The following is a 24,721-nucleotide window of genomic DNA, read 5'->3' on the forward strand; positions in this document are numbered from 1 at the left end:
GCAGTTTAGCGGACTGCTCAGAACATGGACATCATGGCGGCCGCCCAGGCGATCACCAGGGCCAGCACGGCGGCGGCGGTAAGCAGGTGGCGCAGGTGCCGGTACCAGTCGGGCAGCACCTCGAAAAACACCATCTGCTCGGAGCCCCATACGAACACCAGGCCGGCGATCAGCATCGGCAGGCCGAATTCCACCGGCAGCATCACCGCCAGCCAGCCGATCATGGCGGGCATGATGCCGAACAGCAGCGTGCCGATATGGTTGCGCTGGTCCAGGTCGGCGAGCGCCCGGCCCCAGTGCACCGCGCCCAGGAAGGCCAGAATCACGGCGGCGTAGCCGGTCACCGAGTCCAGCGCCCAGGCACGCAGGCCGTCGTGCCAGGTCAGCAGCGCCAGCGCGTAAAAAGGGAGAAGGCCGCCGATGCCAAGACCGCGGGCCATCATTTTATTTCGTCTCAGGAAACGGTCGGACACCGGTATGTTCCCCCTTGGTGATCCACGGCGTCGAGGTTAAAGCCGTCGGGGTGAAGGGGCTGCCAATCTTTTCAGGGCCGGGTTCAGGCTACGCCTCAAGGCTCATCGGTGAAAGCGGGCATGGGAAACGGGGTTAACGTTTTCGGCAGATAAAGCGGATGGGCGGGCTCGCCGGAGCCGTTCAGGCGCAGGCAGTGCAGCGCGGGCAGCTGGCGGCGCACGTACTCGGCGCGGTCGCCGGTGCGGCCATGGTTGCCCCAGCCGGCCACCACCAGGGCGGCGTCGCGGCTGAGGCGGCGCAGCCAGGCATCGTTGCGCGGCCCCACCGGGTCGTCGGCGGCGAACAGATCGCGTGGGTAGGTGGCGCGGAACGCGAACAGGTTGGCCACGCACAGGCCGGAATAGCCCCAGTCACGGGCAAAGCCGATGCAGCGGCGGATGGTGGGGTCATCGCGGCGGTGGTCGGCGGTGGAGGGGTTCAGGCCCACCAGCAGGACGTAGTCGTCGCCGGGCGCCCAGCGCCGCCACAGCGCGTAGCGGTAGCGACGGCAGCGTGAGAAATTGGCACTTCTTTCCATATCCGCCTTCCAGGTGGTCATGGCGGGGCAGTTTAATGATTTGCCAGACTGGCGCCACCTCTCGACCTACCACCGCTCAGGAAGCCGTGCCCATGGAATTCATTGATGTGCTCAACGCCCGCCACAGCGCCCGGGCGTTCACCCGCGAGCCGATCCCCGAAGACCGCCTGCAGCGCGTGCTGGAGCGCGCCGCCGCCGCACCGAGCTGGTCCAACACCCAGCCCTATCAGATCGCCCTGGCCCAGGGCGCCGATCTGGCCGCCCTCGGCGACGAACTGAGCGAGCGCTTTGAGCGGCTGGCGCCGCTGCAGCGGGCGCCGGCCTGGAAGAAGGCGCTGGCCGCCGTGCGCCGGTCGCCGGCGCTGCCGGACGGCGATTTCCGGCCGGTGATCAAGTACCCGGACGACCTGCAGCCGCGCCGCGTGGCCACCGGCAAGGGGCTGTACCGGCACCTCGGCATCGGCCGTGACGACAAACAGGCGCGACACCAGCAAATGGCCGCCAACTTCCGCTTTTTCGGCGCGCCCACCGCGCTGTTCCTGTTCGTGCACAAGGGGTTGGGGGTGTACAGCGTTCTCGACGCCGGCATTTTTCTGCAAACGCTGATGCTGGCCGCCACCGACGAAGGGCTCGCCAGTTGCGCCCAGGGCGCGCTGGGCCTGTGGCGCTCACCGTTGGAGAAGCGATTCCGGATTCCTCGTCACTACCAGTTGCTGTGCGGTGTGTCTTTGGGCTTCGCCGCCGACCAGCCGGTGAACCGCTTCCGGCCGGAAAAACTGCCGGTGTCCGAGCTTATGATCCCGCGCCGCGAACGCTGAGGGACGCGAAACGGTTTTCCAAACTTTTTACTTATTTCACCCACGGCGCGCCTTGAAAACAGGCACTCTGGAGATCAGGCATGGATTACACGGATGAGAAAGGAGAGATTGATGAGCGAGCACGTTTATAAAAAACTCGAGCTGGTAGGTTCTTCCAAGGACAGCATCGAGGACGCGGTACGCAACGCCATCGCCGCGGCGGGCAAGAGCGTGAACAATGTGGAGTGGTTTGAAGTGCAGGAGACCCGCGGCCATGTGGAAAACGGCCAGGTCGCCCACTTTCAGGTGGTCGTGAAAGTGGGCTTCCGGGTGGATACTTAGACCGCCTCGAGCCCGAGTGCCCGCTGACAAACGCGGGCGGTACGCAGCTGGTGCAGTTGGCGGGTGCTGAGGCCCTCCGGCAGCTGCACCGTGCTGTGGTCACTGTGAATACGGATGGCGCCGATCTGCGCGCTGGATAACCCGCCTTCATTGGCGATCGCGCCCACCAGATTGCCCGGGCGCACGCCGTGGGTCTCGCCCACCTCGACCCGATAAATCTTCATCGGACCGGTATCGCGAGCGGCCTTGGGGCCCTTGTTGCGTTCGGCCTTGCGCGGTGCCTTGCCGCCATCCTGGAACGGCTTGCCTTCCGGTGCCGCCTTCAGGAACAGAGGCTCCTTCTGGAACAGCAGGCTGGCCAGTACCGCCGCCAGATCCGCTTCACTCATCGACAGGTCCGCGGTCAGTTCCGCCACCAGGGCACGGTTGGCATCGATTTCCGGATGCTCCAGACCCTTGGCGAGACGCTCGCGGAAGCTGTTCAGGCGCTGCTTGTTGAGGTCGTCCACGGACGGCAGGGACATGGCGTCCAGGCGCTGGCCGGTGGCGCGCTCGATGCCGCGCAGCATGCCCTGCTCGCGGCGGGCCACGAACAGAATCGCTTCGCCGGGGCGGCCGGCGCGGCCGGTGCGGCCGATACGGTGCACATAGGCTTCCGTGTCGGTGGGCATGTCGTAGTTGAACACGTGGGTAATACGCGGCACGTCCAGGCCCCGGGCGACCACGTCGGTGGCCACCAGCAGGTCGATGCGCTTGTCGCGCAGCCGGGCCACGGTGGTTTCCCGTTGTGCCTGGGGAATGTCGCCGTTCAGCGCCTCCACGCGGAAACCACGGCCCTGCAGTTGGTCCGCCAGGCTCAGGGTGGCGTGCTTGGTGCGGGTAAAGACGATCACACCGTCGTGCTCTTCCGCTTCCAGAATACGGCACAGCGCGTCCAGTTTGTTGATGCCGGCCACCGGCCAGTAACGCTGGCGGATGTTGGCGCCGGTGCTGGAGGACGAGCCCTCCACGCGAATCCATTCCGGGTTCTTGAGGTGTTTCTTGGCGATGGTTTTGATCGCCGCCGGCATGGTGGCGGAGAACAGCGCCAGCTGGCAGGCGTCCGGGGTGCGTTCCAGCACCCAGCGCACGTCGTCGATGAAACCCATGCGCAGCATTTCGTCGGCTTCGTCGAGCACCAGACAGCGCAGTTCGTCCATGCGCAGGCTGCCGCGCTCCATGTGGTCCATCACCCGGCCCGGGGTACCGACGATCACCTGGGCGCCGTTTTTCAGCGCTTTCAATTGATCGCGGTAACCGCCGCCGCCGTAAATCGGCACGACTTCCAGGCCTTTCAGGCCGGTGGCGAAGGTTTCCAGAGCGGCGGCCACCTGAATGGCGAGCTCGCGGGTGGGGGCCAGCACCAGCATTTGCGGTGCTTTCAGTGCCGGGTCCAGGCGCGCCAGCAGGGGCAGGCCGAAGGCGGCGGTTTTACCGGTGCCGGTTTGCGCCTGACCGAGCAGGTCACGGCCTTCCAGCAGCGGCGGGATGCTTTGTTCCTGAATCGGTGACGGGGTGGTGAAACCGAGTTGGGCGATGGCGCCGAGCAACGACTCGGGCAGGCCCAGGGTGGAAAACCCTGAGGGACTTTGCGACATGTACAGACCTATTAGTGAGCGGGCTTGTGGCCCTGAAGCTGCTAACTATTAGGAGCTGTGCCGGGCGCTGCCCTGTATGAAGGGGTGCGGACTATACGGGATGCGTGGCGTTTTTGCACGCTTTTTATCGGCTTGTGCGAGCGGGCCCCGCCCGCGAAAGGGCGGCAAAGCCGCCCGGCAGGATCCCAGAGACCTTAAAGCGGCAGCACCTCAAAGGTCCCCATGTACTGCAGACGGCGGCCATCGGCTTTCGGATGCGCGGCGCGGTCGTCGCTGTAGGCGGCTTCCAGGTGGTAGCGGCCGGCCTGGGGCCATTGCAGCTTGATCTCGCCGTTGTCGTCGCTGGTGGCGGTGAGGGCGCCGTGGTTGTCGCGGTAGCGGCTGCCGCCGGGCACCACTTCCACTTCCACGCCGGCGGCCGGTTCGCCGTCGACCAGGAAGCGGAACAGGGCGGTTTCGCCGGCGTAGAGGTCGTTGGGGTGGGTCACCGGCTGCAGTTCCAGGCCCTTGCCGACCGGTTTGAAGTCGGAGGGCGCGCCCACCGTGGCGAAGGTTTCCAGCCGGTTCATGACTTCGGAGAGACGCATCTCTTCCGCGCCTTCGGGAATCTCCCGCAGCAGCGCTTCGGCGCTGTCGCCGCGCCGGCGGTGGCGTTCGCCGTCGAGCTGATAAAAGGCCATGTACATGGGCCGGAAGAGGGTGATGCGGTAGCTGCCTTCCTCGCTGAGCTCGGCGTCGAAGCTGCTGCGCCGGTGGCCCTCGAATCGGTGATCCACTGGCGCCTCCTTGCCGTCCGGGCCGGTGACGCTCAGTCCTTGCAGCGGGAACGGCCGGTCGACGTCGAAAATGTCGTTGGAGACGCTGGCGTCCACGGTGATCCATTGCGCTTCCGAGACCACGGTGTGGCTGGGCAGCAGCCAGAGTTTATGGGCCTGGGCCGCCGGGCTCAGGGTCAGCAGCGCGGCCAGGGCGGTGCCGGCGAAAGGGGTGATTTTCATGGAAACTCCTTGCAAAGAACCTGGTGAGAAATAGTCGGTCAGGGCGCGAGGCGCAGTCGCACCCGGCCCAGCTCCTGCTCGCCGTCGGCGCGCACGGTTTTGTTGCCGGTGGCCGGCCACTGGAACGGCAGGCGCACCACTTCCCGGCCGCCCACTTCGCGGGCCGCTTCCACCACCAGTTGGTAGTCACCTTCGGGCAGATCGCTGAAAGCCGGCAGCTCGGAAAAATCCACGGAATGGGTGCCGGGACGGCGGGTGGCGCCGGTGAGGCCGTCGTAGGGCCGGCTTTGCCCGCGCCCGGTGCGGCGCCACCACAGGCGCAGGTCCTTGAGCCATTTTTCCTGGTCGTCGTACCACAACCCCAGCGGCATGATCTCGCCGCTGTCGGCGTGTTTAAGCCAGAACGCCAGGTAGGGGGCGTGGTATTCCGCCACCGCCATGCGCGGTATTTCCACCTCCAGGCGCAGCTCGGCGGCGGCCGCGTTGGCGGCGGCGACGCCGGCGAACAGGGCGGCGAGAAGAGAGAGCCAGGGACGCATTTCGTTCTCCAGTCAGTGCACGAACAGGGCGATCAGCAGCCAGGGCACGATCAGCCCCAGCGCGGTGACCGGCCAGGTGGCCGGCCGGCGTTTGGCGTGCAGCGCCATCAGCGCCAGGCCGGTCAGGGCGAACAGCAGCGTCGCCACCGCGAACAGGTCGATGAACCAGAACCACACGACGCCGCTGTGGCGGCCTTTGTGCAGGTCGTTGAAAAACGCCACCCAGCCCCGGTCGGTGTCTTCGTGGATCAGCTCGCCGTTACCCAGGTCGATGGCCAGCCAGGCGTCACCGCCGGGGCGCGGCTGGGCCAGATACACCTCGTCGGCGGACCACTGCGCGTCGCGCCGGTCCACCTGGATCTCCGCCTCCCGCGCCAGCCACCGGCGCACCGTTTCCGGCAGGGGGCCGCGTTCGGTTTGCGCCAGGGTCTCCAGCAACGGCGGCGGCAGCACCGCTTCGCGTTCGCTGATCACCGGTTGCGCATCGATGTCCGCGGCGTGGTTGAGGGTGATCCCGGTGACGCTGAACAGCACCATGCTGATCAGGCACAGGGCGGAGCTGATCCAGTGCCACTGGTGAAGTTGCTTGAGCCACCGGGCTTTGGTTTTTTTGTTCACGCGCTCCGCCATGCCTGCGAATCAGGCGATGGATGTTATTGGGAATGATTCCCATCCACAATGGAGCGGCGCGTAAAGAGTGTAAGGTTGTGGATTGATGGAATGATAATATTTACTATTTGCGAATGAATGCCATAACGACCTGCCCGTCGCGCCTGCTGGTGATCGAGGACGATCCCGTATTGAGCGCCGACCTGGGGGACTACTTCCGCGACCGCAATCACCGGGTCACGCTGTGCCGCGACGGCGGCGAGGGCCTGACCCTGGCCCGCGACGGCGATTTCGATCTGGTGCTGCTGGACATCCTGCTGCCCGGGCTGGACGGCCTGGCGTTGCTGGCCCGTTTGCGCGAAACCAGCCCGGTGCCGGTGATCCTGCTGTCCGCGCTGGGCGACGAACAGGACCGCATCACCGGCCTGGTGCGCGGCGCCGACGACTACCTGCCCAAGCCGTTCAGCATGGCCGAGCTGGCGGTACGGGTGGCCGCCGTGCTGCGCCGGGTGGCGTTGGAGCGCGGCGCCGGCCAGCGGCCCCGCCAGGGCCCTCTGCGGCTGGACGGCCTGGCCCTGGATCTGGACACCGAAACCGCCCGCTACCGGGACCGGGCCCTGGACCTCACCGTCACCGAGTTCCGTCTGCTGCGGGTGTTCCTGGAGCAGAGCGACCAGGTGTTGAGCAAAGCCTTCCTCTACCAGACCGTGCTGCACCGCGGCTACGGGCGCCATGACCGCAGCCTCGACCTGCATGTCAGCCATCTGCGCCGCAAGCTGCGCGCCGCCGGCGTGCCCGGCCAGCCGCTGCGTACCGTCTGGGGGCAGGGCTATACGCTGGCCACCGAGGCGGCCGGCGCCGAGCCCTCCACGCCGGGCCCATGATTCCCGGCCGTCATTCCCTGTTCTGGAAGCTGGCGCTGCTGCTCTGCCTGAGCGCGGTGTTCACCGTGGTGCTGAGCGGCTGGCTGTTGCGCACCGTGGGCGAGCAGGTGGTGCTGCTCGACGAGCCGGCCAAGGTGGTGATGCGCGAGTACGCCGCCCAGGCGGAGGACGCCTGGCACCGGGGCGGCGCCGAGGGGGTGTCGGCCTGGCTGCAGCAGCTGCGCCGCCGTGAGCCCGGCGACGCCATGGTGGTGGACGCCAGTGATCATTCGCTCAGTGGCCGGCCGCTCACCGAGAGCCAGCGCGCCGGCCTGCGCTTCCAGCGCGAGCTGGACTGGCGCATGAGCTTCCGGTCCACCTCCATGCCCTATATCGGCGTGCCGTTTCCCGACAACCCGGAGGCGGGGCGGCTGGTGATGCAGTTGCCGCCGCGCTTTATGCCCGGGCGCAACTGGCCGCTGTGGCAGACCCTGCTGGTGGTGGTGCTGCCGGCGCTGCTGGCGATGCTCGCCGGCGGCCTGCTGTATTGGCGCACCATGGTGCCCCTGCGGCTGCTGCAGGCCCGGGTGCGGCGCTTCCAGGACGACCCGGAAGCGCGGGTGGGCCCGGGGCTGGCGGCGCGCCGGGACGAGTTCGGCGACCTGGGCCGGCGCTTCGACCGCATGGCGGAGCGGGTGGCCCAGGTGCTCGGCAGCCAGCGCCAGCTGCTGCACGACATGTCCCACGAACTGCGCACGCCGCTGAGCCGCCTCAGTGTCGCCCTGGAAGGCGACCTCTCGGAGCAGGACCTGCGCCGCCGCGTGGCCCGGGAAGTGACCGCCATGCGCGAGCTGGTCTCGGACACGCTGTCGCTGGCCTGGCACGACACCGAGCAGCGCGGCACCGCCACCGAACCGCTGTCGCCGCTGGCGGTGTGGGACCTGGTGGTCGACAACGCCGCCTTTGAAAGCGGCTGGCCGGCCCGCTGCTTTCCGTGCCGGCTGCCGGCCGACGCCCGCGTCGCCGGCAACCTCAACGATCTGGCCCAGGCGCTGGAAAATCTGGTGCGCAACGCGGTGCGCCATTCGCCGCCGGAGGGCCCGGTGCGGCTGGACGGCCGCCGCGAAGGCGACTGCTGGCACCTGTGGATCAGCGACCGGGGCCCCGGCGTCCCCGACGACCGGCTGGACAGCATCTTCGAGCCCTTCGTGCGCCTGGACCAGGCGCGCTCCGCCGGCAGCGGCTTCGGCCTGGGGCTCAGCATCGCCCGCCGCGCGGTGCACCGCCAGGGCGGCCGGATCTGGGCGGAGAACGGCCACCCCGGCCTGTGCGTGCACCTGAGCCTGCCGGCCGCCGCGGAAGTTCCCGCCGCGAACGTATAGTTTGTAAATCCTCTTTATTTGCAAATAAGAATTACTATCATTCCGGACTCTGTTAACTGGATCGGACAAAAAGGAGTACCGGGATGCGATTTGCGTTATGGGGTGCGGCCGCGCTACTGGCCACCGGGCCCGTGTTGGCGGAAAGCGGTGACGGCCACGAACTGGGGCAGGTGACGGTCACCGCGTCGGGGCACGCGCAGCAGCTGGAGGACGCGCCGGCCTCGATCAGCGTGATCACGCGCGAGCAGATCGAGCAGCGCTACTATCAGGACGCCACCGACGCGCTGCGGGATATTCCCGGGGTGATCATCACCGGCGGCGGCTCCGGCGATCGCGGCAACGACATCGTGATCCGCGGCATGCCCTCCCAGTACACCCTGATCCTGGTGGACGGTAAGCCGGTGTCCACCCGCGAAACCCGCCCCAACGGCAGTGCCGGTTTCGAGCAGGACTGGCTGCCGCCGCTGCAGTCCATCGAGCGGATCGAAGTGGTGCGCGGCCCCATGTCCACCCTGTACGGCTCGGACGCCATCGGCGGCGTGATCAACGTGATCACCCGCAAGGTGGCCGAGGACTGGGGCGGCGCGGTGCAGGTGGACACCATCATCCAGGACGATTCCCGTTCCGGCGACATCCAGCAGGGCAACTTCAGCCTCAGCGGGCCGTTGCTGGCGGACACACTGGGCCTGCAGGTTTACGGCCGCGCCAGCAGCCGCCAGGAAGACCGTTTCGTGGACGGCTTCGAAGAGAAAAACCTGAAGAACCTCAACGCGCGCCTGTCGTTCACTCCCACCGACAACCAGGATTTCACCCTGGAGGCGGGGCAGACCAAGCAGGACCGCCGTTCCCTGATCGGCTACAGCGCGCCGGCCACCGGCTGCCGGGGCGGCTGCACCGATTCCGACAACGAATACACCCGCGAAGTGCTGGCTTTGAGCCACACCGGCCGCTGGGATTTCGGCACCACCGACTCCTACGTACAGCGCGAGGAAGCGGAAAACCTGACCCGCGAGATGAAGGTCACCAACACCTCCGCGAAGACCGCTCTGGTAGCGCCGCTGGGCGACCACCTGCTCACCGTCGGCGCCAACTTCGAAAAAGAAGAGCTGTCCGACCGGACCTCCAACCAGATTTCCAACCGCACCGACGTGGACGCCTCCAAATGGGCGCTGTTCGCCGAGGACGAATGGATGCTGCCGGGCAACGTCTCGGTCACCGGCGGGGTCCGTCTCGACGACGACGAAAACTACGGCAGCCACGTGAGCCCGCGTCTGTACGGCGTGTGGGGCATGGCGCCGCGCTGGACTCTGAAGGGTGGGGTGTCCACCGGCTTCCGGTCGCCGTCGCTGCGTGAGATCACCCCGGACTGGGGGCAGGTGAGCCGGGGCGGCGACGTCTACGGCAACCCGGACCTGGAGCCGGAGACCTCGGTGAACAAGGAGCTGGGGCTGTACTTCAACGCCGGCCGCGATCTGCAGGCCAACGTCACCGTGTTCCACAACGACTTCAAGGACAAGATCACCCGCATCGCCTGCCCGCCCAGCGTCTGCCCCGGCGGCCCCAACCAGTTCGGTTCCGACCCCACCTACCGGGTGAACGTGGACGAAGCGGTGACCCGGGGCGTGGAGGCCGCCGTGTCCACCACGCTGGCGCGCACCCTGGACCTGACGCTCAGCTACACCTACACCGATTCCGAGCAGAAGTCCGGTGAGTACAAGGGCGAGCCGCTCAACCAGGTGCCCAAGCATCTGGCCAGCCTGCAGGCGGACTGGCGCGTCACCGGCCGGTTGTCGCCCTGGCTGGCGGTGCGCTACCGCGGCGAAGAGAGCCAGCCCACCACCGGCCCGTCGAGCAGCAGCATCGTCGCGCCGTCCAACACCCTGGTGGACGCCGGCCTGGCCTTTAAGCTGACGCCCCAGGCCACGCTCAACACCGGCATCTACAACATCGCCGACAAGGAGATCTTCCAGGACGAGTACGGCTACGTGGAAGACGGCCGCCGCTACTGGCTGGGCATGCGCGTCAGCTTCTAAGCCCCTACACCGGCTCCGTGAAGCGGGTGAGGATCGCCCGCCAGCGGTCGTAGACGAAGAAATGGCCGCCGTCCGGCTCCAGGGTCAGGCGGCTGTTGGGCAGCCACTGGTCCAGCGCCAGGGCCTGGGCCACCGGCACCTGGCCGTCCCGCTCGCCGTGCCACAGAAACACCGGCATGGTCAGCGCGGCGGCGTCCGGTTCCGGCGCCCGGGCCACCGCCCGCAGATCCTCCACGAAACCCTGGCAGCCGTTGCGGTAGGCCTCCTTGACCGCCTTAACGTAGGCGTCCCGGTGGCGCTGCTGGGCGAACACCGGCGCGTCCGCCGGGCTGGTGAAGGTGACGAAGCGGCGCAGGTGCTTGTCCGGGTTCTTGACAAGCCCCCGCGCCACCAGGTTGAGCACGTTCTCCATCAGGTCCGGCGCCCGGTCGGCCACGCCCACCACCATTCGGAACAGGCCGCGCATGGGGTCGGCGTCGCCGCTCAGGTGCGTGGGGCCCAGCGCCGACACCAGGCCCAGCCGCTGCACCCGGTCCCCCAGGCGGCTGGCGCAATGCAGGGCGAGAAAGCCGCCCAGGGAGTAGCCCAGCAAATGGAAGCGGTCAATGCCCAGGTGGTCGGTGAGCAGCTCCAGGTCGCTCACCAGGTCGTCGATGCTTCTGTCCTTGAGCGGGTCGGAAAGCCCGTAGCCGGCCCGATCCGGCACGATCAGCCGCAGGTTCAGCTCCTGCAGGATGTCGGCGCCGCCGGGTACTTCCAGCCGCGATCCGCGCACGCTGTGAAAGAAGATCACCGGGGTGCCGTCGGCGTTGCCGTACTGGTGGAAGCGCAGGGCGCGACCGTCCCGGGTGGTGAGCTGCCCGCCGCCGGTGCTGTCCAGGACCGGCAGGTCCAGTGGCGGTTCCGGGCGGGCCGCCGGCGCGCGCTCGGCGGGGCACGGCGCCAGCGGCGCCAGCCCGGACAGAATCACCGACACCAGCTCCGCCTGGCGACCGGTGTCGGTCTTGCGGAACACCGACTTCAACTGCGCGCGCACCGTGGCCGGCGCCACCTGGGCGTCGTCGGCGATGCGGTCCAGGGTGTGGCCGCTGACCAGGCCCTTGGCCACCTTGCTCTCCGCCGGGGTCAGGTCGTAAAGATCGCCCAGCAGCGTCTCGTCCACCAGGTTGTCCAGATTGGAGTGGGAGATGAACAGGGTGGCGGCGGGGCGCTCCGGGTCTTCCATGTCCACGGTGCGGCTCGGGCACACCAGCAGCGAGACGGTCACCCCGGTGGCCGGCTCGGTGAGCGGCAGGGCATGGTGGCTGCCCTGTTCCAGACAGCGGGCCAGGGCCTCGTGCAGCGCCTGATGCTGGCGGCGGTTGTTGATGCGCAGGCGCCCCTGGTGGTTGCTGAGCACCTCGCTGTCGCTGAGCGCGCCGGCGGCGATGCGGTTGAGCGTGATGATATTGAGCTGGGCGTCCACCACCGCGATACCGATGGGCAGGCGCTCCAGCGTGGCCACCGCCAGGTCCCGGGTTTCCCGGGTGCGCTCCATCTGCTCGCCGAGCCGCAGCGCCTGCTCCACATGGGGCACCAGGGCGTCGAGCATGCGCCGCCGCCGGTTCGGTTGCTGGTAGAGCCGGTCATCCTCGAACGGGATGGCGGCTTCGCGGAGCAGGGCGGTCATTTCCGCCCAGCGCTCCGGGTCCTGCGCGGCCTGGTACATCAACAGAGTCAGCGCCGACAGTTGTTCGGTATGGCGGGCGCTGTCGTCGCCCTGGTCTTCATGCATTCGTCTTCCCCTCCCCAGGTTCCGAGCATGAAGCCATTGTGCACGTGAACAGAAACGAAAGAACCCCGCCGTGGCGGGGTTCCAAGGGTCACGGCCCGGCGGTGCCGGGCGGAACCGGGCTTACATCTTTTCCTGAATACGCTCGCGCAGATCGGTGTCGTACTGCGCCAGCTGCGCGATCTGGTTGTATTTGCGCACGTCCAGGCCGGTCTCCTTCACCGCCTTGACCATTTCCTGCTGCGCTTCACGCTGCACGTCCATGGCTTTCTGCGGATCCTCGGAAGCCGCCTGAACCTGGCTCTGGTACTCGCCTTTCACCTGTTCCACTTTGGCCTGGGCGTCGGCGAACTTCTTCACTTCCTCGTCGGTGATATCGGAAGCGTCACCCAGAGCCGGATTGGGTTGGCCCTGCGGCGCCTGCTGCGCCGGCGGTTGGCCCTGCTGAGCCGCGCCTTGCTGACCCTGTTGCTGGGGTGTGCCCTGCTGGGCGAAAGCGGCACCGGTCACGCCGGCGGCGAGAAGAAGAGCGGACAATGACATCAGAGGCTTTTTCATGGAGCTTCTCCTATCCAATACAGTTTTAAGACGCGTTTCCCGATGCGTCCTGGCAGGTGTGACAGGAGGAAAGCCAAGAGTTTCTCCTTCAGGGGCATCAAATTGTGTAAAGCCGGGCAGGGCGCCCGCCATCGGCGCGTTATATTCCTTTATAGAATAAAAGTAGCACCATATATTTCTTTTAAATGGGATCAACGCCCTTATCATTGCCTACTCAGACGAAGTCAGGACAGAAGGAAAGGCACACCATGGGTAACGCGCAGTTGATCACACGGGTCGGCAACAACAGCGCCGGTCTGTCCCGCGACGCCATCGATGACCTCAACCGGGAATACCGGGAGCTGGACTTCGAGGCGCGTATCCGCCGTGTCTATCAGGATTTCGCCCCGGACAAGATCATGGTGACTTCCTCGTTCGCGGCCACCTCCGCCTACTTCCTGCACATCATTTCCTCGATCCGCCCGGAACAGAAGATTCACTTCATCGACACCGGCTACCACTTCGAGGAAACCCTGGAGTACAAGGAATACCTGATCGAGCGCTTCAACCTGGACGTCATCGACCTGCGCGCCGACGAGCGCCAGCACCAGATCACCCAGGACGAACAGATGTGGCGCACTGATCCCGATCTGTGCTGCCAGGTGAACAAGGTCCAGCCCCTGGAAGACGCCAAGGAGCACTACGACCTGTGGATCTCCAGCCTGATGGGCTGGCAGACCGAGCATCGCGCCGGCCTGGAAGTGTTCGAAGAGCGCCGTGGCATGATCAAGTTCAACCCGATGATCGACGTCACCCGCGAGCAGCGCGACGCCTACATCGCCGACCACGACCTGCCGTTCCACCCGCTGGTCGAGGAAGGCTACCACTCCATCGGCTGCAGCCACTGCACCTGGAAAGGCGAAGGCCGCGAAGGCCGCTGGCAGGGCTCCTCGAAAACCGAGTGCGGCATCCACCTCTAACCCTGACGCGGTGGGCCTGTGCGAGCGGGCCCCGCCCGCGAAAGGGCGGCAAAGCCGCCTGGCAGGATCCCAGAGCCCTATCCCAGAGCCCTCACCGATACCGCCGCGCATACTCCCAATACACCACCGCCAAAAACACCGCCAACCCTGCCGGCATCAACAACGCGGTAAAGTGCAGCTCACGAAACAGCAAGGTGCCGACTAGGCCGCCAACCACAAACCCGCCGATCAACAACAGAAACAGCAACAGCCGTCGCCCGTTAATCGGCACGCCGCGCAGCCGATTGCCGAGCATGATACCCAGGTCGGTGAAGATACCCGACAGGTGGGTGGTGCGGATAATCGAGCCGCTGTAGGTGGTCACCATGGCGTTCTGCAGGCCGCAGGCCATGGACGCCAGATACACCCCCAGATCGCTGCCCTGTTGCAGGGTCAGCATCGCCATCACCAGTAGCGCGGCTTCGATCAGCAATGAAAACCCGTAATGCCGGCCCAGTTTCAGGGCGGAGCTAGGGATCAGCACGCCGCTCAGGGCCGCGCCGGCCAGGAAGCTGATCAGGGTGAGCAGCAGGTGGCCGGCCTGGGTCAGCGCCAGATCCGCCAGCGCCAGCCCCAGCAACGAGGTGGTGCCGGTCAGGTGCGACACCGACTGGTGGCTGAAACCCAGCAGTCCAACAGCGTTGACGCTGCCGGCGAGAAAGGCCAGCAAAAAAGCGCCGACCTCCACCCAGCGGGGCAGGCGGGTGAGCAATGGCTTGTCCTTATGACGGGATGTAAAAGACACATCATAGCAAAGCCCCGGTGTGACCCGAACCAGGCTCTGTGGCATAATCCGCCCCCTTTTCGCCCCTCCACGCCACACCAATTCGGAACCCGACCTTGCTCACCACCGCCAACATCACCATGCAGTTCGGCGCCAAGCCGCTGTTCGAGAACGTCTCCGTGAAATTCGGCGACGGCCACCGCTACGGCCTGATCGGCGCCAACGGCTCCGGCAAGTCCACCTTTATGAAGATTCTCGGCGGTGACCTGGACCCGTCCTCCGGCAACGTGTCCAAGGACGTCAACGAGCGCATCGGCAAACTGCGCCAGGACCAGTTCGCCTACGAACAGTATTCCGTGGTGGACACGGTGATCATGGGCCACGACGAACTGTGGAAGGTCAAGGAGGAGCGAGACGCCATCTACGCCAAGGCGGAGATGACCGAGGAAGACGGCCTGCGCGCCGGCGAGCTGGAAGCCGAGTTCGCCGAGCTGGACGGCTACACCGCCGAATCCCGCGCCGGCGATCTGCTGCTCGGCGTGGGCATTCCCGTGGACCAGCACTTCGGCCCGATGAGCGAGATCGCGCCGGGCTGGAAGCTGCGCGTGCTGCTCGCCCAGGTGCTGTTCTCCGAGCCGGACATCATGCTGCTCGACGAGCCCACCAACAACCTGGACATCAACACCATCCGCTGGTTGGAAGGCGTGCTCAACCAGCGCGACTGCACCATGATCATCATCTCCCACGACCGCCACTTCCTGAACAGCGTGTGCACGCACATGGCGGACCTGGACTACGGCGAGCTGCGGGTTTACCCGGGCAACTACGACGAGTACATGACCGCCGCCACCCAGGCGCTGGAACGCAAGCGCGCCGACAACGCCAAGAAGAAAGCGCAGATCGCCGATCTGCAGCAGTTCGTCAGCCGCTTCTCGGCCAACGCGTCGAAATCCAAGCAGGCCACCTCCCGCGCCAAGCAGATCGACAAGATCAAGCTGGAGGACATCAAGCCGTCCAGCCGCCAGAACCCCTACATCGTGTTCGAGCAGGACAAGAAGCTGTTCCGCAACGCGGTGGAAGTGAAGAGCCTGGCGAAAAGCTTCGATGACGAAGAGCTGTTCTCCGGCCTGGATCTGCGCGTGGAAGTGGGCGAGCGCATCGCCATCATCGGCCCCAACGGTGTCGGCAAGACCACCCTGCTGCGCTGCCTGATGGGCGACCTGGAGCCCAGCGCCGGCGAAGTGAAGTGGTCGGAAAACGCCACCCTCGGCTACTACGCCCAGGACCATGCGGCCGACTTCGAGGACAAGCTCAACCTGTTCGACTGGATGCAGCAGTGGGGCAAGGAGAGCGACGACGAGCAGATCATCCGCGGCACCCTGGGCCGGCTGCTGTTCTCCTCCAGCGAGATCAACAAAACCGTGAACGTGATCTCCGGCGGCGAGCAGGGCCGCATGCTGTTCGGCAAGATCATGCTGCAGCGCCCCAACATCATGCTGCTGGACGAACCCACCAACCACCTGGACATGGAATCCATCGAGTCGCTCAACCTGGCGTTGGAAAACTACCCGGGCACGCTGCTGTTCGTCAGCCACGACCGTGAGTTCGTGTCGTCCTTGGCCACCCGCATCATCGAGCTGACGCCCACCGGCATCGTCGATTTCCACGGCAGCTACGAGGACTACCTGCGCAGCCAGGGCGTCGCCTGAGCGCACCGCGACAATTTGCCGCATTCCCTTTGCCCACCGGGCCGCTAGGCTTGCGCACACTCTCGATGTGCCAGCCTGGAGGCCCCAGTGTTGTTTGTTGCCCGGTCCCGCTTTTCCCGCCACGCCCCCCTGGCGATCGCCCTGACGATACTGGCGCCCGCCGCCTGGTCGGCGCCCTCCGGCCACCAGCTGGAGACGGTGCGCGTCGATGACGCCGCCGCCGCCCCGGTGACGCCCACCACCACCGACGGCCGTCTCGGCCTGAGCGAGCGCGAGACGCCGGCCACGGTGAGCAGCGTGGACCGCGAGGACATCGAACAGCTCGGCCTGCGTAATCTGATCGAACTGTACCGCAGCGCCCCCGGCGTGGCCGCCGGCAACATCCCCGGCTCGCCGGCCTCGGTGTCGATGCGCGGGCTCACCGATGTGGGCTACCTGTTCGACGGCGTGCGTGTGGCCGACCCGTCGCTGGTGTCGCGCAACCTGGACACCTGGAACCTGGAGCGGGTGGAAGTGCTCAAGGGCCCGGCCTCGGTGCTGCACGGCACCGGCGCCCTGGGCGGCACCCTCAACCTGGTGACCCGCAAGCCGGACCTGGCCGGCGACCGCTATGACGGCATGCTGGAGTACGGCAGCCACGACAGCTTGCGGCTGGGCGTGGGCACCAACCGGGTGGTCAATCCGAACGTGGCGGTGCGCGCCGACCTCAGCCACAGCCGGAGCAGCGGCTATGTGGACGACACCGATGCCGAGACCACCGCGCTGACCGCCGGCATCCTGGTCCACGCCAGCGACCGGCTCACCCTGAGCGCCGCCCTGGATCTGTACAGCGACCGCTACGCCACCCCCTATCAGGGCGCGCCGCTGCTGCCCGAGGACGTGGCCCGCGACCCCAGCGACGTGGTCTCCGGCGGCGGCCTGGTGCTGGACGAAGCGATCCGCGACAACAACTACAACGTGCGCGACGGCGAAATGGCCGCCGACAGCCAGTGGCTGCGCACCAAGGCGGACTATCAGCTCAGCGGCACCTGGCGGCTGGTCAACGAGCTGAGCTTTTACAACGCCAACCGGGACTGGGCCAACTCGGAAGACTTCACCTACAACGACGCCACCGGGCAACTGGACCGGCTCACCACCCGCATCAACCACCACCACCGTTTCGCCACCGATCGCTTCTACGGCGTCCACGACGGTTACCTGGGCGAGCGCCGTCACCGCCTGGTGGTGGGCGCCGAATACCAGTACACCGATTTCGACAGCCGCCGCCGCTTCGGCGGCACCACCCCGGTGGACCCGTTCAACCCGGACCGTGGTGATCTGCCGCCCAACAGCCCGGCCAACTACGGCTCGCGGGCCGACTTCGACAGCACCGTGTCCGGCGGCGCGGTGTTCCTGGAAGACGCCCTCAACCTGACCCCCAACTGGGTGCTGGTCAGTGGCCTGCGCTACGAATATCTGGAACTGGACCGGGGCATCGACGACCTGAGCGCCGGCACCCGGGACACCTTCGGGCAAACCTTCGAGGACCTCTCCTGGCGGCTCGGCACGGTCTACGACCTGACCAACAACATGCAGGTGTTCGCGCAGTACAATCAGGCGTCATCGCCGATCGGCAGCCTGTTGCTCAGCAACCCCACCAACGCGCGTTTTGATCTGAGCGACGGCCGCGCCACCGAACTGGGCGCACGCGCCAATTTGTGGCGTGACCGGGTCACGCTCACCACCGCCGTGTACCGCTTGAATCAGGACGACATCGTCACCCGCGACCCGGCCAACCCGGCGCTGTCCGTGCAGGGCGGCGGCATCGAGGCCGAAGGCGTGGAAGTGGACCTGACGGTGCGCCCCCATGAGCGCTGGTGGATTAACCTGAACGGCGCCTGGAACGACGCCGAATACGATCAATTGCTGGGCGCCGGCGGCGAGGACCTGTCCGGCAACCGCCTCACCAACGTGCCGAAAACCACCGCCAACCTGAGCAGCGCCTACACCCTGGCGGCGCTGCCGCTGACCCTGGGCGGCGCGGTACGCCACACCGGCGACTTCTACACCGGCACTGCCAATGAGTACCTGGTGGACGAGCGCAGCCTGCTGGACGCCTGGGTCAGCTACCCGGTGGCCAGCGGCACCCTGACCCTGCGCGGACGCAACCTCACCGACGAGTTCTACGCCGACTGGTCCGGCTACAGCGCCACCCAGGTCTACGTGGGCGCGCCGCGCACCGTGGAACTGGGCTGGACCGGCCGCTTCTGATCACGACCGGCCGTTGCCCCAGGGGGTTTAGCGGGCGCTGGCCAGCGCCGGCTGAAGCTCCGGGTAGACCTGCAGGGTGGCGTTGAGCACTTCCTGGAAGTTGCTCTTCTGGCCGTGCACCGTGGTCATCCAACGGGCCATGTCGTTGAGTGAGCGGAACGACAGATCCGACGTCTCGCGGATGTACTCCCAGCCGCCGGAGGCCTGGATGGCGGCGTCGCGGCCCACGTTCTGGCCCGCCTTGGAACCGGCCATGCCGCCGAAGAAGCTGCCGATCAGGCTGCCGCCGGGCACGCTCTCCAGGGCTTTGCGTCCGGCGTAGGCACCGGCCGCCGCGCCCACCGCGGAGCCCGCCGCCGAGCCCATCTTCGCGTTGATCGCCTTGTTCACCCACTCGGCGGTGACGCCGTCGCTGGTGTAGGGGCTGAGGTATTCACCGGAGTTGTCCTCAATCGCCAGCCCTTCGACCCGAGCCTGCGCTTCGGCCTGCAGTACCTCTTCCAGGGCTTGCTGCTGCTGCGGGGTAATCTCCGCGCGGGTCAGGGTCACCGTGCGATCGTCGCCGCCGTCCTGGCCGGCCAGCACCAGGCTGACCGGCGTATTCGGCTCGCCCTGGACCATCAGGCGCACTTCCAGCATCGATTTGCCGCCCACGCTTTGTGGTTCGCCGTCGCCTTCGGCCACCGCCAGAAGCTGGTCGCCGGTGTGCACCTCGCCGCTTTGGTCCGAAGGTGCGCCGGGCACCAGGGTACCGATCACGACGCGGCCCTGCGCGTCGCTCGCCAACACCGCGCCGATCTTGCCGGACTCCTGCGCCAGCGCCTGTTGTTGCGCCTGTATCTGTTGCCAGGCCTGCATCTGGGCCTGCTGTTGCGGCGTGGCGCAGCCCCCCAGGGTTGCCAGCGCCGCCGCCAGCAGGACATACCGCGTTGCGTGAGTTATGGAAAAAGTCATCGTCGTTCCCCTACTGCTTGATTGATGTTGTTACGGCGCCATGCGCGCCATGGTCTGCAGCGCCAGTTCCCGGCCGGTTTCGGCCAGGGACACCGGCTGTACCCGTTTCTGATAGCCCCGATCCGTGGCCACCCACTGGTAGGGCGGGTCTTCGTCGTTGTCGCGCCGGCCGGTGCTGGTGAACACCGCCAGTACCGAGGCGTCGCGGGTGGACAGCACCCGCACCTGGTAGACCGGCTGGTCCTCGAAAGAGGGACCGGCGGTGAGCTCCATGACGAAGTCGGCGTGCTCCGCCAGCGCGCGCATGCGCAGGCGGGCGTTGTCCGGCGACAGCCTTGAGAAGCTGCCGTCTTCCAGAGCGTTGTCGGTGAGCCGCGCGGCCAGGGCGCGGTCCACCACGCTGGCGCCGGCGCTGCGGAAGGTGGTGATCAGCCCGGACTGCAGCTCGTGGGCGGCGCGGTTATCCGTGGGGCGTTCGCCGTCGCGGTATTCGTTCTGGGCGGTGGCCTGGCCCTGGGCGTTGCCCTGGCTGTCGCCGTCCGGGCCGCTCGCTTCGAATTCGCCGCGCACGCCCACGGTGGCCCGTTGCCGGCTTTGCCAGTCGCTCACCCGGCTGGACAGCGCCTCGTTCCACAGCACCGCGATGCGCGCTTCGCCGTCGCCGCTGAAGCGCTCGCGGAAGCGGGCGGTGATGGTGTCGGCGTCGTCCCGGCGGCCGCCCGGGGCCTGCTGTTCCCGGTAAGCCTCTTCGCTGAGCGGGGCCTTGGCCGGGGCCATCATCGGCGCCGGGGAGTGATCGGTCTGGGCGCCGGCGGTGCCGGCCAGCGCTAACGCCGCCCCCAGGGCCGCGAAGCGGATCAGCCGTTGTCGGTTCATCGTGCTTGCCTCACTTCCACGCGGTATTGAAGCCGGTCGGTGCTGACCGATTTTTCTTCGTACACGGCGCGGGCGTTGGCCGGCACCGAGATGCGCCGCCACACCGGGCGGGCGTCCAGGGGGCGGCCGCTTTGCGAGTAGAACGAGGTGCGCGCTTCCACCATGTAGTTGAAGTCGGTGTGGTTGCGCAGCTCCACCCACACCTGGGAGGTGCCGGTGTCGGTGCGCTCGATGCCGTGGCCGGTGGTGGACAGGCGCATCACGTTGTCCGGCCCGGTGAGGCCGTCCTTGAAGCGCCGGTTGAGGTCGTAGTCGGTGAAGATCACGGTGTTGTAGCCGGTGTCTTCGGTACGCTGCTGAAACTCTTCCTTGCTCATGCTGCTCTGGCAGCCGGTGACGACCAGGCCGGCGGCCAGCAGCGCGCTGACGATCAGGGTTTTCATAGTGGCTTTCCTTCTTCTGTGGGGCGGCTGCTGGCGAAGGCGAGGCCGTTGCCCCGGTCATCGAAATGCACGGGCACGGTCTCGGTGCCGTCCGGCAGCGGTTGCGAGGTCGCGTCCAGGAAACGGACTTCCAGCGGCCCGGCGCCGGGCGCCAGACGCAGGGTGGTGACATGCAGGCCGTCCGGCAGGCGCTGCCAGTAGCGGGTGTCCGCCTCGGTGCGCGAACGCGCGGACAAACCCTGGGCGGCCACGCCGATGGCGGTCACGGTATGAAAGCCCGCCGCCAGACCGCCGCCGGCGGCCATGCTCAGGCCGGCCACGGCGCTGTTGCCGCTGGCCGCGGTGAGCACGTCGCCGGTGGCCTGGGTGTTCTTCTTGAACTGCACCTTGCCTTCGATAATGCGGTCCACGGTGCGCCCGCCCCGTGTGGAGGCCTGGAAGAACACGTCCTCTACCGGGAACAGGGCGACGCTGTCACCACCGTGCATAAGCTCCGCCCCCTGGGCGCGGATCCGCTTGCCGCGCCGGTAAACCAGCTCGTAATGGCCGACGCCGTCGGCCAGCTTGCGCGGCGCGGTGCCGGTTTCGGCGATCACCAGGGTGTTGTGGTCGGCGGCGGGCACCGGGCCGTCCGGACGGAACTGCCGGTACTCCTCGAAGTGCTGCTCGGCCAGGGTGTTACTGCCGGCCAGCTTGGCGGACCAGCCCGCCAGATAGATCAGCGAGGCGAAATCCGTGGTGTTCTGCTCCTCCTCGGCGAAGGCGTCCTGCAGCAGCCCGCTGATAAAGCTGGCGCGGGCGTTGCCGTAATCGCCGTCGCGCAGGAACAGCAGGCCCCGGTAATAGAACACCATGGAGCGTTCATAGGGCTCGCCCTTGAAGTCCTTCTCGCCTTCCTCGTACCACAGGCTGCGTGCCCGGTGGGCCGCCTCGTTGTCGGCGTAGACGCTTTCGATATTGGCGATGGCCCGGTCCAGCGCCGCCTTGGACAGGTCGTAGTGCCCCCGGTGGAAGGCGGCGGCGCCGATCTCCATCAGGTTGAGCACCTCGTTGCGGCGGCCTTCCTCGAACAGGTCCTGGTAGAGCGGCTGCAGGGCGGCGGGCTTGCTCGCCACCACCGCCTGCTGGTCCGGGTCCAGGGCGCGGGTTTCGTATTGGGTGGGCCCGGTGGCGCAACCGGCGAGCAGCAAGGCGGCGGCCAGCGGCGCCCCGGCCTTAGCGATAAAGCACATTGTCCTGGCTCGCCTTCTTCATCTCATAAGAGCCGCTCCAGACAATGGTGCCCAGCTCCAGGTCGATCATCTCGAACGTCACCTGGTGGTAGCGCGAGCGCGTCTGGCTGTTGCGGTCCATGGCGTCCAGCGAGGCGATGCGCCCGCCCAGCCGGTAATCACCGCCGGCGGTGGCCTGCGTCTGGCGGATGGTGCCGCCGTCCACGGCGCCGTCGCGCTTGAGCTCGCGCTCTTTCTCCACCATGTCCGCGAAGTGGCGGCCCACAAAGACCATCCGGCCGTTGGCGGCGCGGTTGAGCTCCACGCGCAGACGGTCGGTGAGCAGGTTGGTGTTGATGATCGAAGAGCTTTCGTTCTTGAAGTATTCGTTGTCGATGATGATCCGCGGCGGCACGTCCCGCGCCGCCAGAATGCGGTTGGAGAGCATGTCCCGCATCATCTCGTCGGTCATCGCCACCACGTCCTGGGACTCGATGCCGACCCCTTGAACGCGGCCCGAGGACGACGGGTCCTCGTACACCGAGGCCTGGCCGGCCACGTTATCCACCTGCGAGGACGGCGTGCATCCCCCCATCACCATCAGGGCCCCCAGGCCCGCCATCAGATGACGTCTCTTCATGTCCTGCTCCGTCTTGTTGTATGCGCCGGTGACAGACACCGGCGTCCCCATGCGGGCAAGAGTAGCCAGGGCGGAGCAGGGCGCGCATACCCCATATGGGGTAAGCGGAGTGTGTTTTGGGTCACAGCATTCCCGTGGGCCTTCCCTAGACTTATGCAACGACGTGCCCAGGACCGCATAACAGCAAGGGCGCGCTGACATGGAATTTGGGGGATAACATGGATAAGACCTTTCTCGCCGGGGCGGCTGCCGTCGCGATCCTGGCCATCACCGGTTGTGGCGGATCAAGCAGCTCCAGCAGCGGCGGCGGCGGTACCGCCACACGCACCGCGCACTTCGTGGACAACGCCGTCACCGGCCTGCACTACACCTGCGGCTCTTCAAGCACCAAAACCACCGGCGAACAGGGCGTGCTGCGCTGCCCGGACGGCGCCACCGCACGCTTTCTGATCGGCGATATTGAACTGGGCGAGGCCGTGGTGAACGGCAATACGGTGTTCATCACCCCGGCGGACCTGGCCGGCGACGGCGCCGACGAAAACGACAACACCGTGATCAATATCAGCCGCTTCCTGATCAGCCTGGACGCCGACCAGGACCTGGCCAACGGCATTCAGATCGATCCCGCGTCGCACCTGGACCTGGGCCTGGCCATCGATTTCAGCCTGGATCCGGTGGCCTTTGAAACCGCCATCGCCTCCGCGCTGGACATGCTCACCGCCGATTTGCCCGGTGGGCCCTATCCGCTGGTCCCGGTGATAGACGCCCAAGATCACGTGGTCATGGCCCTGCACCTGAGCAACGCCGGGCTGTATCGCGGTACCGTCCGCCACACGCCCGACACGATGAACGGTATGACCTTCCTGGTCACCCGGGCAGGCGCCGTCTACGGCAGCAATCGGGCCGTCGATGGGCGCTACACGGCCACCGGCTTCGAAGAAGGAATGGACTGGCTGAGCACCGTCGGCACCGGCGAGGATTTCAAGATCGATGGCAGCAGCGGGGCCACCTACTTTATCGATGCCACCATCGCGAAAGGGCAGGCATCCGGTCAGCCGGCGGGCGAGGACTACCCGCGTTTCGAAGCCTCCCGCCGCCTGACCTTTGATCCGCTCTATGACCTGGACCTGGTCCAGGAATTCGCGGATCTGCTGCCGCTGGCCATCGGCATCGGCGAGGGCAGCGACGCTCCTTTCGTGATCCACACCGCAGCGGGCGGCGGGCTGGACGGCGCGCCGTTCGGTTCTTTTGAAGGAGGGCCGCCTTCTCAGCAGCTTGAGAACGACGTCGAGTACGCAGACATTGTTATCGCCGAAGTGGTCAGCACGGGCGATAACACGATCCGCCTGATGGGCATGTCGATGGCCGGCTATCTGGTCGACGCCACCATCGACCTGAGCGACGCGGAACCCAAAGTGGATGCGACTTGGGAGCATATTCACGAAGGCCGCAGCGGCACCACGCAAACCTTAATACCCGTGCTTTAAAGCATTCAGGGCGCGCCGGAGCGCGCCCTGAATGTCCGGTGTCGAAATCCCTATCCAGGGTTCGACCATGGGATATCCAAACCAAAAGGAGACTCCCATGACCGGCCAAACCATCCGCCTGCACCGCGTCCTGCGCGGGACCCCGGACCGCCTCTACCGCGCCTTCACCGACCCCGACGCCATGGTCAAATGGCTGCCGCCCTTCGGCTTCACCGCCACCATGCACGAAAGCGACGTCCGCGAAGGCGGCGGCTACCGCATGTCCTTCACCAACTTCACCACCGGCAGCCGCCACACCTTCGGCGGCACCTACGTGGAGCTCAAGCCCAACGAACGCATCCGCTACACCGACCAGTTCGACGACCCCAACCTCCCCGGAGAGATGCAGGTCACCGTCACCCTGAAAGCCGTGCTCGGCGGCACCGAGCTGCACATCGTCCAGGAGGGCGTGCCCGACGTGATCCCGGCGGAGATGTGTTACCAGGGCTGGCAGGAGTCGCTGATCCAGCTTGCGCAGTTGGTGGATCCGGAGATTCCGGACGAGGGATAACGCGCGATTGTCGGATTACCTGCAAAGCCCGGCGGCAATGTCCCCGGGCTTTTTTGCTTTTATTTGCGCCACAAGATGGTGTAATTTCGGACCTGCATCACAAAATAATAACCGCCGGCCCGGAGAGGCAAGGCGAAGAAAACAATGATTCAGGGGGAAAGGGATGTCTGTCCGCGAGCGCACCCGCCGGCCCGCTATGGGCTCTGAAACAACCACCCGCGAAGCCGTTGCCCGCCGGGGCTGACCCTAATGGCCACGGTGATTCCAAGCCTGAGCACCATTCGCGGCATGACGCCCGG

24 protein-coding genes are annotated in these 24,721 nt (G+C 66.6%); 10 read left to right on the top strand and 14 right to left on the bottom strand.

All coding sequences use genetic code 11. The features are described from left to right. Positions 1-17 precede the first annotated feature (17 nt). Both ACMG4O_RS07805 and ACMG4O_RS07810 read right to left on the bottom strand, forming a co-directional pair. Entirely contained in the window at positions 18-440 is a 423-nt protein-coding gene (locus ACMG4O_RS07805; RefSeq protein WP_414434816.1) for a DUF3429 domain-containing protein, read from the bottom strand. Between the two features lie 128 nt (positions 441-568). Next, positions 569-1,072 carry a DUF1643 domain-containing protein gene (locus tag ACMG4O_RS07810; RefSeq protein WP_370209841.1) on the bottom strand — a complete coding sequence of 168 codons (504 nt, stop codon included), beginning with the start codon at positions 1,070-1,072 and terminating at the stop codon, positions 569-571. Between the two features lie 71 nt (positions 1,073-1,143). On the opposite strand from ACMG4O_RS07810, the gene ACMG4O_RS07815 reads away from it, so the two are divergent. Then, positions 1,144-1,869, top strand: a complete 726-nt coding sequence (locus ACMG4O_RS07815) for a nitroreductase (protein WP_142949491.1) — start codon at positions 1,144-1,146, stop codon at positions 1,867-1,869. Positions 1,870-1,980: 111 nt separating this feature from the next. Beyond that, complete coding sequence (locus ACMG4O_RS07820; protein ID WP_067610381.1) at positions 1,981-2,190, top strand: dodecin; 210 nt, start codon at positions 1,981-1,983, stop codon at positions 2,188-2,190. Here ACMG4O_RS07820 and ACMG4O_RS07825 read toward each other — a convergent pair. From ACMG4O_RS07825 to ACMG4O_RS07840, 4 genes are all read right to left on the bottom strand, one after another. After that, positions 2,187-3,827, bottom strand: a complete 1,641-nt coding sequence (locus ACMG4O_RS07825) for a DEAD/DEAH box helicase (protein ID WP_414434817.1) — start codon at positions 3,825-3,827, stop codon at positions 2,187-2,189. The two genes, ACMG4O_RS07820 and ACMG4O_RS07825, sit on opposite strands and share 4 nt — an antisense overlap. 194 nt (positions 3,828-4,021) lie before the next feature. Then, entirely contained in the window at positions 4,022-4,825 is an 804-nt protein-coding gene (locus tag ACMG4O_RS07830; protein ID WP_414434818.1) for a DUF4198 domain-containing protein, read from the bottom strand. Positions 4,826-4,863: 38 nt separating this feature from the next. Then, entirely contained in the window at positions 4,864-5,364 is a 501-nt protein-coding gene (locus ACMG4O_RS07835; protein WP_414434819.1) for a DUF2271 domain-containing protein, read from the bottom strand. A gap of 12 nt (positions 5,365-5,376) precedes the next feature. Then, positions 5,377-5,982, bottom strand: coding sequence for a PepSY-associated TM helix domain-containing protein (locus tag ACMG4O_RS07840; protein ID WP_414434820.1), 606 nt, complete (start codon positions 5,980-5,982; stop codon positions 5,377-5,379). 125 nt (positions 5,983-6,107) lie between these two features. Between ACMG4O_RS07840 and ACMG4O_RS07845 the strand changes: the two genes are divergently transcribed. The 3 genes from ACMG4O_RS07845 to ACMG4O_RS07855 all read left to right on the top strand — a co-directional run bounded on the left by ACMG4O_RS07845 (position 6,108) and on the right by ACMG4O_RS07855 (position 10,251). Next, on the top strand, positions 6,108-6,857 hold the full coding sequence (locus ACMG4O_RS07845; protein WP_335628781.1) for a response regulator transcription factor: 750 nt from the start codon (positions 6,108-6,110) through the stop codon (positions 6,855-6,857). Continuing rightward, the gene (locus tag ACMG4O_RS07850; RefSeq protein ID WP_414434821.1) at positions 6,854-8,218 is read left to right on the top strand and encodes a histidine kinase sensor domain-containing protein; all 1,365 of its coding nucleotides are present in this window, start codon (positions 6,854-6,856) and stop codon (positions 8,216-8,218) included. Before ACMG4O_RS07845 ends, ACMG4O_RS07850 begins: the two co-directional genes overlap by 4 nt. 83 nt (positions 8,219-8,301) lie before the next feature. After that, positions 8,302-10,251 (top strand): ligand-gated channel protein, encoded by a 1,950-nt coding sequence (locus tag ACMG4O_RS07855; protein WP_414434822.1) that lies wholly within the window; start codon positions 8,302-8,304, stop codon positions 10,249-10,251. A gap of 4 nt (positions 10,252-10,255) precedes the next feature. Here ACMG4O_RS07855 and ACMG4O_RS07860 read toward each other — a convergent pair whose 3' ends face one another. Together ACMG4O_RS07860 and ACMG4O_RS07865 are read right to left on the bottom strand one after the other, a co-directional pair. Continuing rightward, positions 10,256-12,025, bottom strand: coding sequence for an alpha/beta fold hydrolase (locus ACMG4O_RS07860; protein ID WP_414434823.1), 1,770 nt, complete (start codon positions 12,023-12,025; stop codon positions 10,256-10,258). Positions 12,026-12,145: 120 nt separating this feature from the next. Beyond that, on the bottom strand, positions 12,146-12,580 hold the full coding sequence (locus ACMG4O_RS07865) for a DUF4168 domain-containing protein (RefSeq protein WP_414434824.1): 435 nt from the start codon (positions 12,578-12,580) through the stop codon (positions 12,146-12,148). A gap of 248 nt (positions 12,581-12,828) precedes the next feature. Here ACMG4O_RS07865 and ACMG4O_RS07870 point away from each other — a divergent pair, with 248 nt between their 5' ends. After that, a complete protein-coding gene (locus ACMG4O_RS07870; protein ID WP_142949482.1) occupies positions 12,829-13,539 on the top strand; it encodes a phosphoadenylyl-sulfate reductase in 711 nt (236 codons plus the stop codon). Positions 13,540-13,630: 91 nt separating this feature from the next. On the opposite strand, the gene ACMG4O_RS07875 is transcribed toward ACMG4O_RS07870, so the two are convergent. Further along, positions 13,631-14,290, bottom strand: a complete 660-nt coding sequence (locus ACMG4O_RS07875; protein ID WP_370212200.1) for a YoaK family protein — start codon at positions 14,288-14,290, stop codon at positions 13,631-13,633. A 128-nt stretch (positions 14,291-14,418) separates the two neighbouring features. On the opposite strand from ACMG4O_RS07875, the gene ACMG4O_RS07880 reads away from it, so the two are divergent. Both ACMG4O_RS07880 and ACMG4O_RS07885 read left to right on the top strand, forming a co-directional pair. After that, positions 14,419-16,011, top strand: coding sequence for an ABC-F family ATPase (locus tag ACMG4O_RS07880; RefSeq protein WP_194855851.1), 1,593 nt, complete (start codon positions 14,419-14,421; stop codon positions 16,009-16,011). Between the two features lie 87 nt (positions 16,012-16,098). Beyond that, positions 16,099-18,261: a TonB-dependent receptor gene (locus tag ACMG4O_RS07885; RefSeq protein WP_414434825.1), complete on the top strand. Its 2,163-nt coding sequence runs from the start codon at positions 16,099-16,101 to the stop codon at positions 18,259-18,261. Between the two features lie 27 nt (positions 18,262-18,288). Here ACMG4O_RS07885 and ACMG4O_RS07890 read toward each other — a convergent pair whose 3' ends face one another. Genes ACMG4O_RS07890 through ACMG4O_RS07910 form a run of 5 tightly spaced genes read right to left on the bottom strand, consistent with a single transcriptional unit; the run spans position 18,289 to position 22,385 of the window. Further along, positions 18,289-19,215: a hypothetical protein gene (locus ACMG4O_RS07890; protein ID WP_142949478.1), complete on the bottom strand. Its 927-nt coding sequence runs from the start codon at positions 19,213-19,215 to the stop codon at positions 18,289-18,291. Between the two features lie 30 nt (positions 19,216-19,245). Beyond that, positions 19,246-20,091, bottom strand: a complete 846-nt coding sequence (locus ACMG4O_RS07895) for a hypothetical protein (RefSeq protein ID WP_414434826.1) — start codon at positions 20,089-20,091, stop codon at positions 19,246-19,248. Next, positions 20,088-20,534, bottom strand: a complete 447-nt coding sequence (locus tag ACMG4O_RS07900) for a hypothetical protein (RefSeq protein ID WP_194855853.1) — start codon at positions 20,532-20,534, stop codon at positions 20,088-20,090. Before ACMG4O_RS07900 ends, ACMG4O_RS07895 begins: the two co-directional genes overlap by 4 nt. Next, positions 20,531-21,766: a hypothetical protein gene (locus tag ACMG4O_RS07905; protein ID WP_370185504.1), complete on the bottom strand. Its 1,236-nt coding sequence runs from the start codon at positions 21,764-21,766 to the stop codon at positions 20,531-20,533. Before ACMG4O_RS07905 ends, ACMG4O_RS07900 begins: the two co-directional genes overlap by 4 nt. Beyond that, positions 21,750-22,385 (bottom strand): penicillin-binding protein activator LpoB, encoded by a 636-nt coding sequence (locus tag ACMG4O_RS07910; protein ID WP_335628764.1) that lies wholly within the window; start codon positions 22,383-22,385, stop codon positions 21,750-21,752. The genes ACMG4O_RS07905 and ACMG4O_RS07910 overlap by 17 nt, the downstream gene beginning before the upstream one ends. 218 nt (positions 22,386-22,603) lie before the next feature. On the opposite strand from ACMG4O_RS07910, the gene ACMG4O_RS07915 reads away from it, so the two are divergent. Next, positions 22,604-23,872: a hypothetical protein gene (locus tag ACMG4O_RS07915; protein ID WP_414434827.1), complete on the top strand. Its 1,269-nt coding sequence runs from the start codon at positions 22,604-22,606 to the stop codon at positions 23,870-23,872. Positions 23,873-23,969: 97 nt separating this feature from the next. Next, positions 23,970-24,422: an SRPBCC family protein gene (locus tag ACMG4O_RS07920; protein ID WP_414434828.1), complete on the top strand. Its 453-nt coding sequence runs from the start codon at positions 23,970-23,972 to the stop codon at positions 24,420-24,422. Positions 24,423-24,721: the final 299 nt, after the last annotated feature.

Source organism: Alloalcanivorax venustensis (assembly GCF_047495515.1).
Taxonomy (GTDB): Bacteria; Pseudomonadota; Gammaproteobacteria; order Pseudomonadales; family Alcanivoracaceae; genus Alloalcanivorax; species Alloalcanivorax venustensis.

Excerpts from the sequence above, each read along its gene's own strand:
- ACMG4O_RS07805 (WP_414434816.1), bottom strand. The coding sequence starts at position 440 with ATGGCCCGCGGTCTTGGCATCGGCGGCCTTCTCCCTTTTTACGCGCTG.
- ACMG4O_RS07810 (WP_370209841.1), bottom strand. The coding sequence starts at position 1,072 with ATGACCACCTGGAAGGCGGATATGGAAAGAAGTGCCAATTTCTCACGC.
- ACMG4O_RS07815 (WP_142949491.1), top strand. The coding sequence starts at position 1,144 with ATGGAATTCATTGATGTGCTCAACGCCCGCCACAGCGCCCGGGCGTTC.
- ACMG4O_RS07820 (WP_067610381.1), top strand. The coding sequence starts at position 1,981 with ATGAGCGAGCACGTTTATAAAAAACTCGAGCTGGTAGGTTCTTCCAAG.
- ACMG4O_RS07825 (WP_414434817.1), bottom strand. The coding sequence starts at position 3,827 with ATGTCGCAAAGTCCCTCAGGGTTTTCCACCCTGGGCCTGCCCGAGTCG.
- ACMG4O_RS07830 (WP_414434818.1), bottom strand. The coding sequence starts at position 4,825 with ATGAAAATCACCCCTTTCGCCGGCACCGCCCTGGCCGCGCTGCTGACC.
- ACMG4O_RS07835 (WP_414434819.1), bottom strand. The coding sequence starts at position 5,364 with ATGCGTCCCTGGCTCTCTCTTCTCGCCGCCCTGTTCGCCGGCGTCGCC.
- ACMG4O_RS07845 (WP_335628781.1), top strand. The coding sequence starts at position 6,108 with ATGAATGCCATAACGACCTGCCCGTCGCGCCTGCTGGTGATCGAGGAC.
- ACMG4O_RS07850 (WP_414434821.1), top strand. The coding sequence starts at position 6,854 with ATGATTCCCGGCCGTCATTCCCTGTTCTGGAAGCTGGCGCTGCTGCTC.
- ACMG4O_RS07855 (WP_414434822.1), top strand. The coding sequence starts at position 8,302 with ATGCGATTTGCGTTATGGGGTGCGGCCGCGCTACTGGCCACCGGGCCC.
- ACMG4O_RS07860 (WP_414434823.1), bottom strand. The coding sequence starts at position 12,025 with ATGCATGAAGACCAGGGCGACGACAGCGCCCGCCATACCGAACAACTG.
- ACMG4O_RS07865 (WP_414434824.1), bottom strand. The coding sequence starts at position 12,580 with ATGAAAAAGCCTCTGATGTCATTGTCCGCTCTTCTTCTCGCCGCCGGC.
- ACMG4O_RS07870 (WP_142949482.1), top strand. The coding sequence starts at position 12,829 with ATGGGTAACGCGCAGTTGATCACACGGGTCGGCAACAACAGCGCCGGT.
- ACMG4O_RS07890 (WP_142949478.1), bottom strand. The coding sequence starts at position 19,215 with ATGACTTTTTCCATAACTCACGCAACGCGGTATGTCCTGCTGGCGGCG.
- ACMG4O_RS07895 (WP_414434826.1), bottom strand. The coding sequence starts at position 20,091 with ATGAACCGACAACGGCTGATCCGCTTCGCGGCCCTGGGGGCGGCGTTA.
- ACMG4O_RS07900 (WP_194855853.1), bottom strand. The coding sequence starts at position 20,534 with ATGAAAACCCTGATCGTCAGCGCGCTGCTGGCCGCCGGCCTGGTCGTC.
- ACMG4O_RS07905 (WP_370185504.1), bottom strand. The coding sequence starts at position 21,766 with ATGTGCTTTATCGCTAAGGCCGGGGCGCCGCTGGCCGCCGCCTTGCTG.
- ACMG4O_RS07910 (WP_335628764.1), bottom strand. The coding sequence starts at position 22,385 with ATGAAGAGACGTCATCTGATGGCGGGCCTGGGGGCCCTGATGGTGATG.
- ACMG4O_RS07915 (WP_414434827.1), top strand. The coding sequence starts at position 22,604 with ATGGATAAGACCTTTCTCGCCGGGGCGGCTGCCGTCGCGATCCTGGCC.
- ACMG4O_RS07920 (WP_414434828.1), top strand. The coding sequence starts at position 23,970 with ATGACCGGCCAAACCATCCGCCTGCACCGCGTCCTGCGCGGGACCCCG.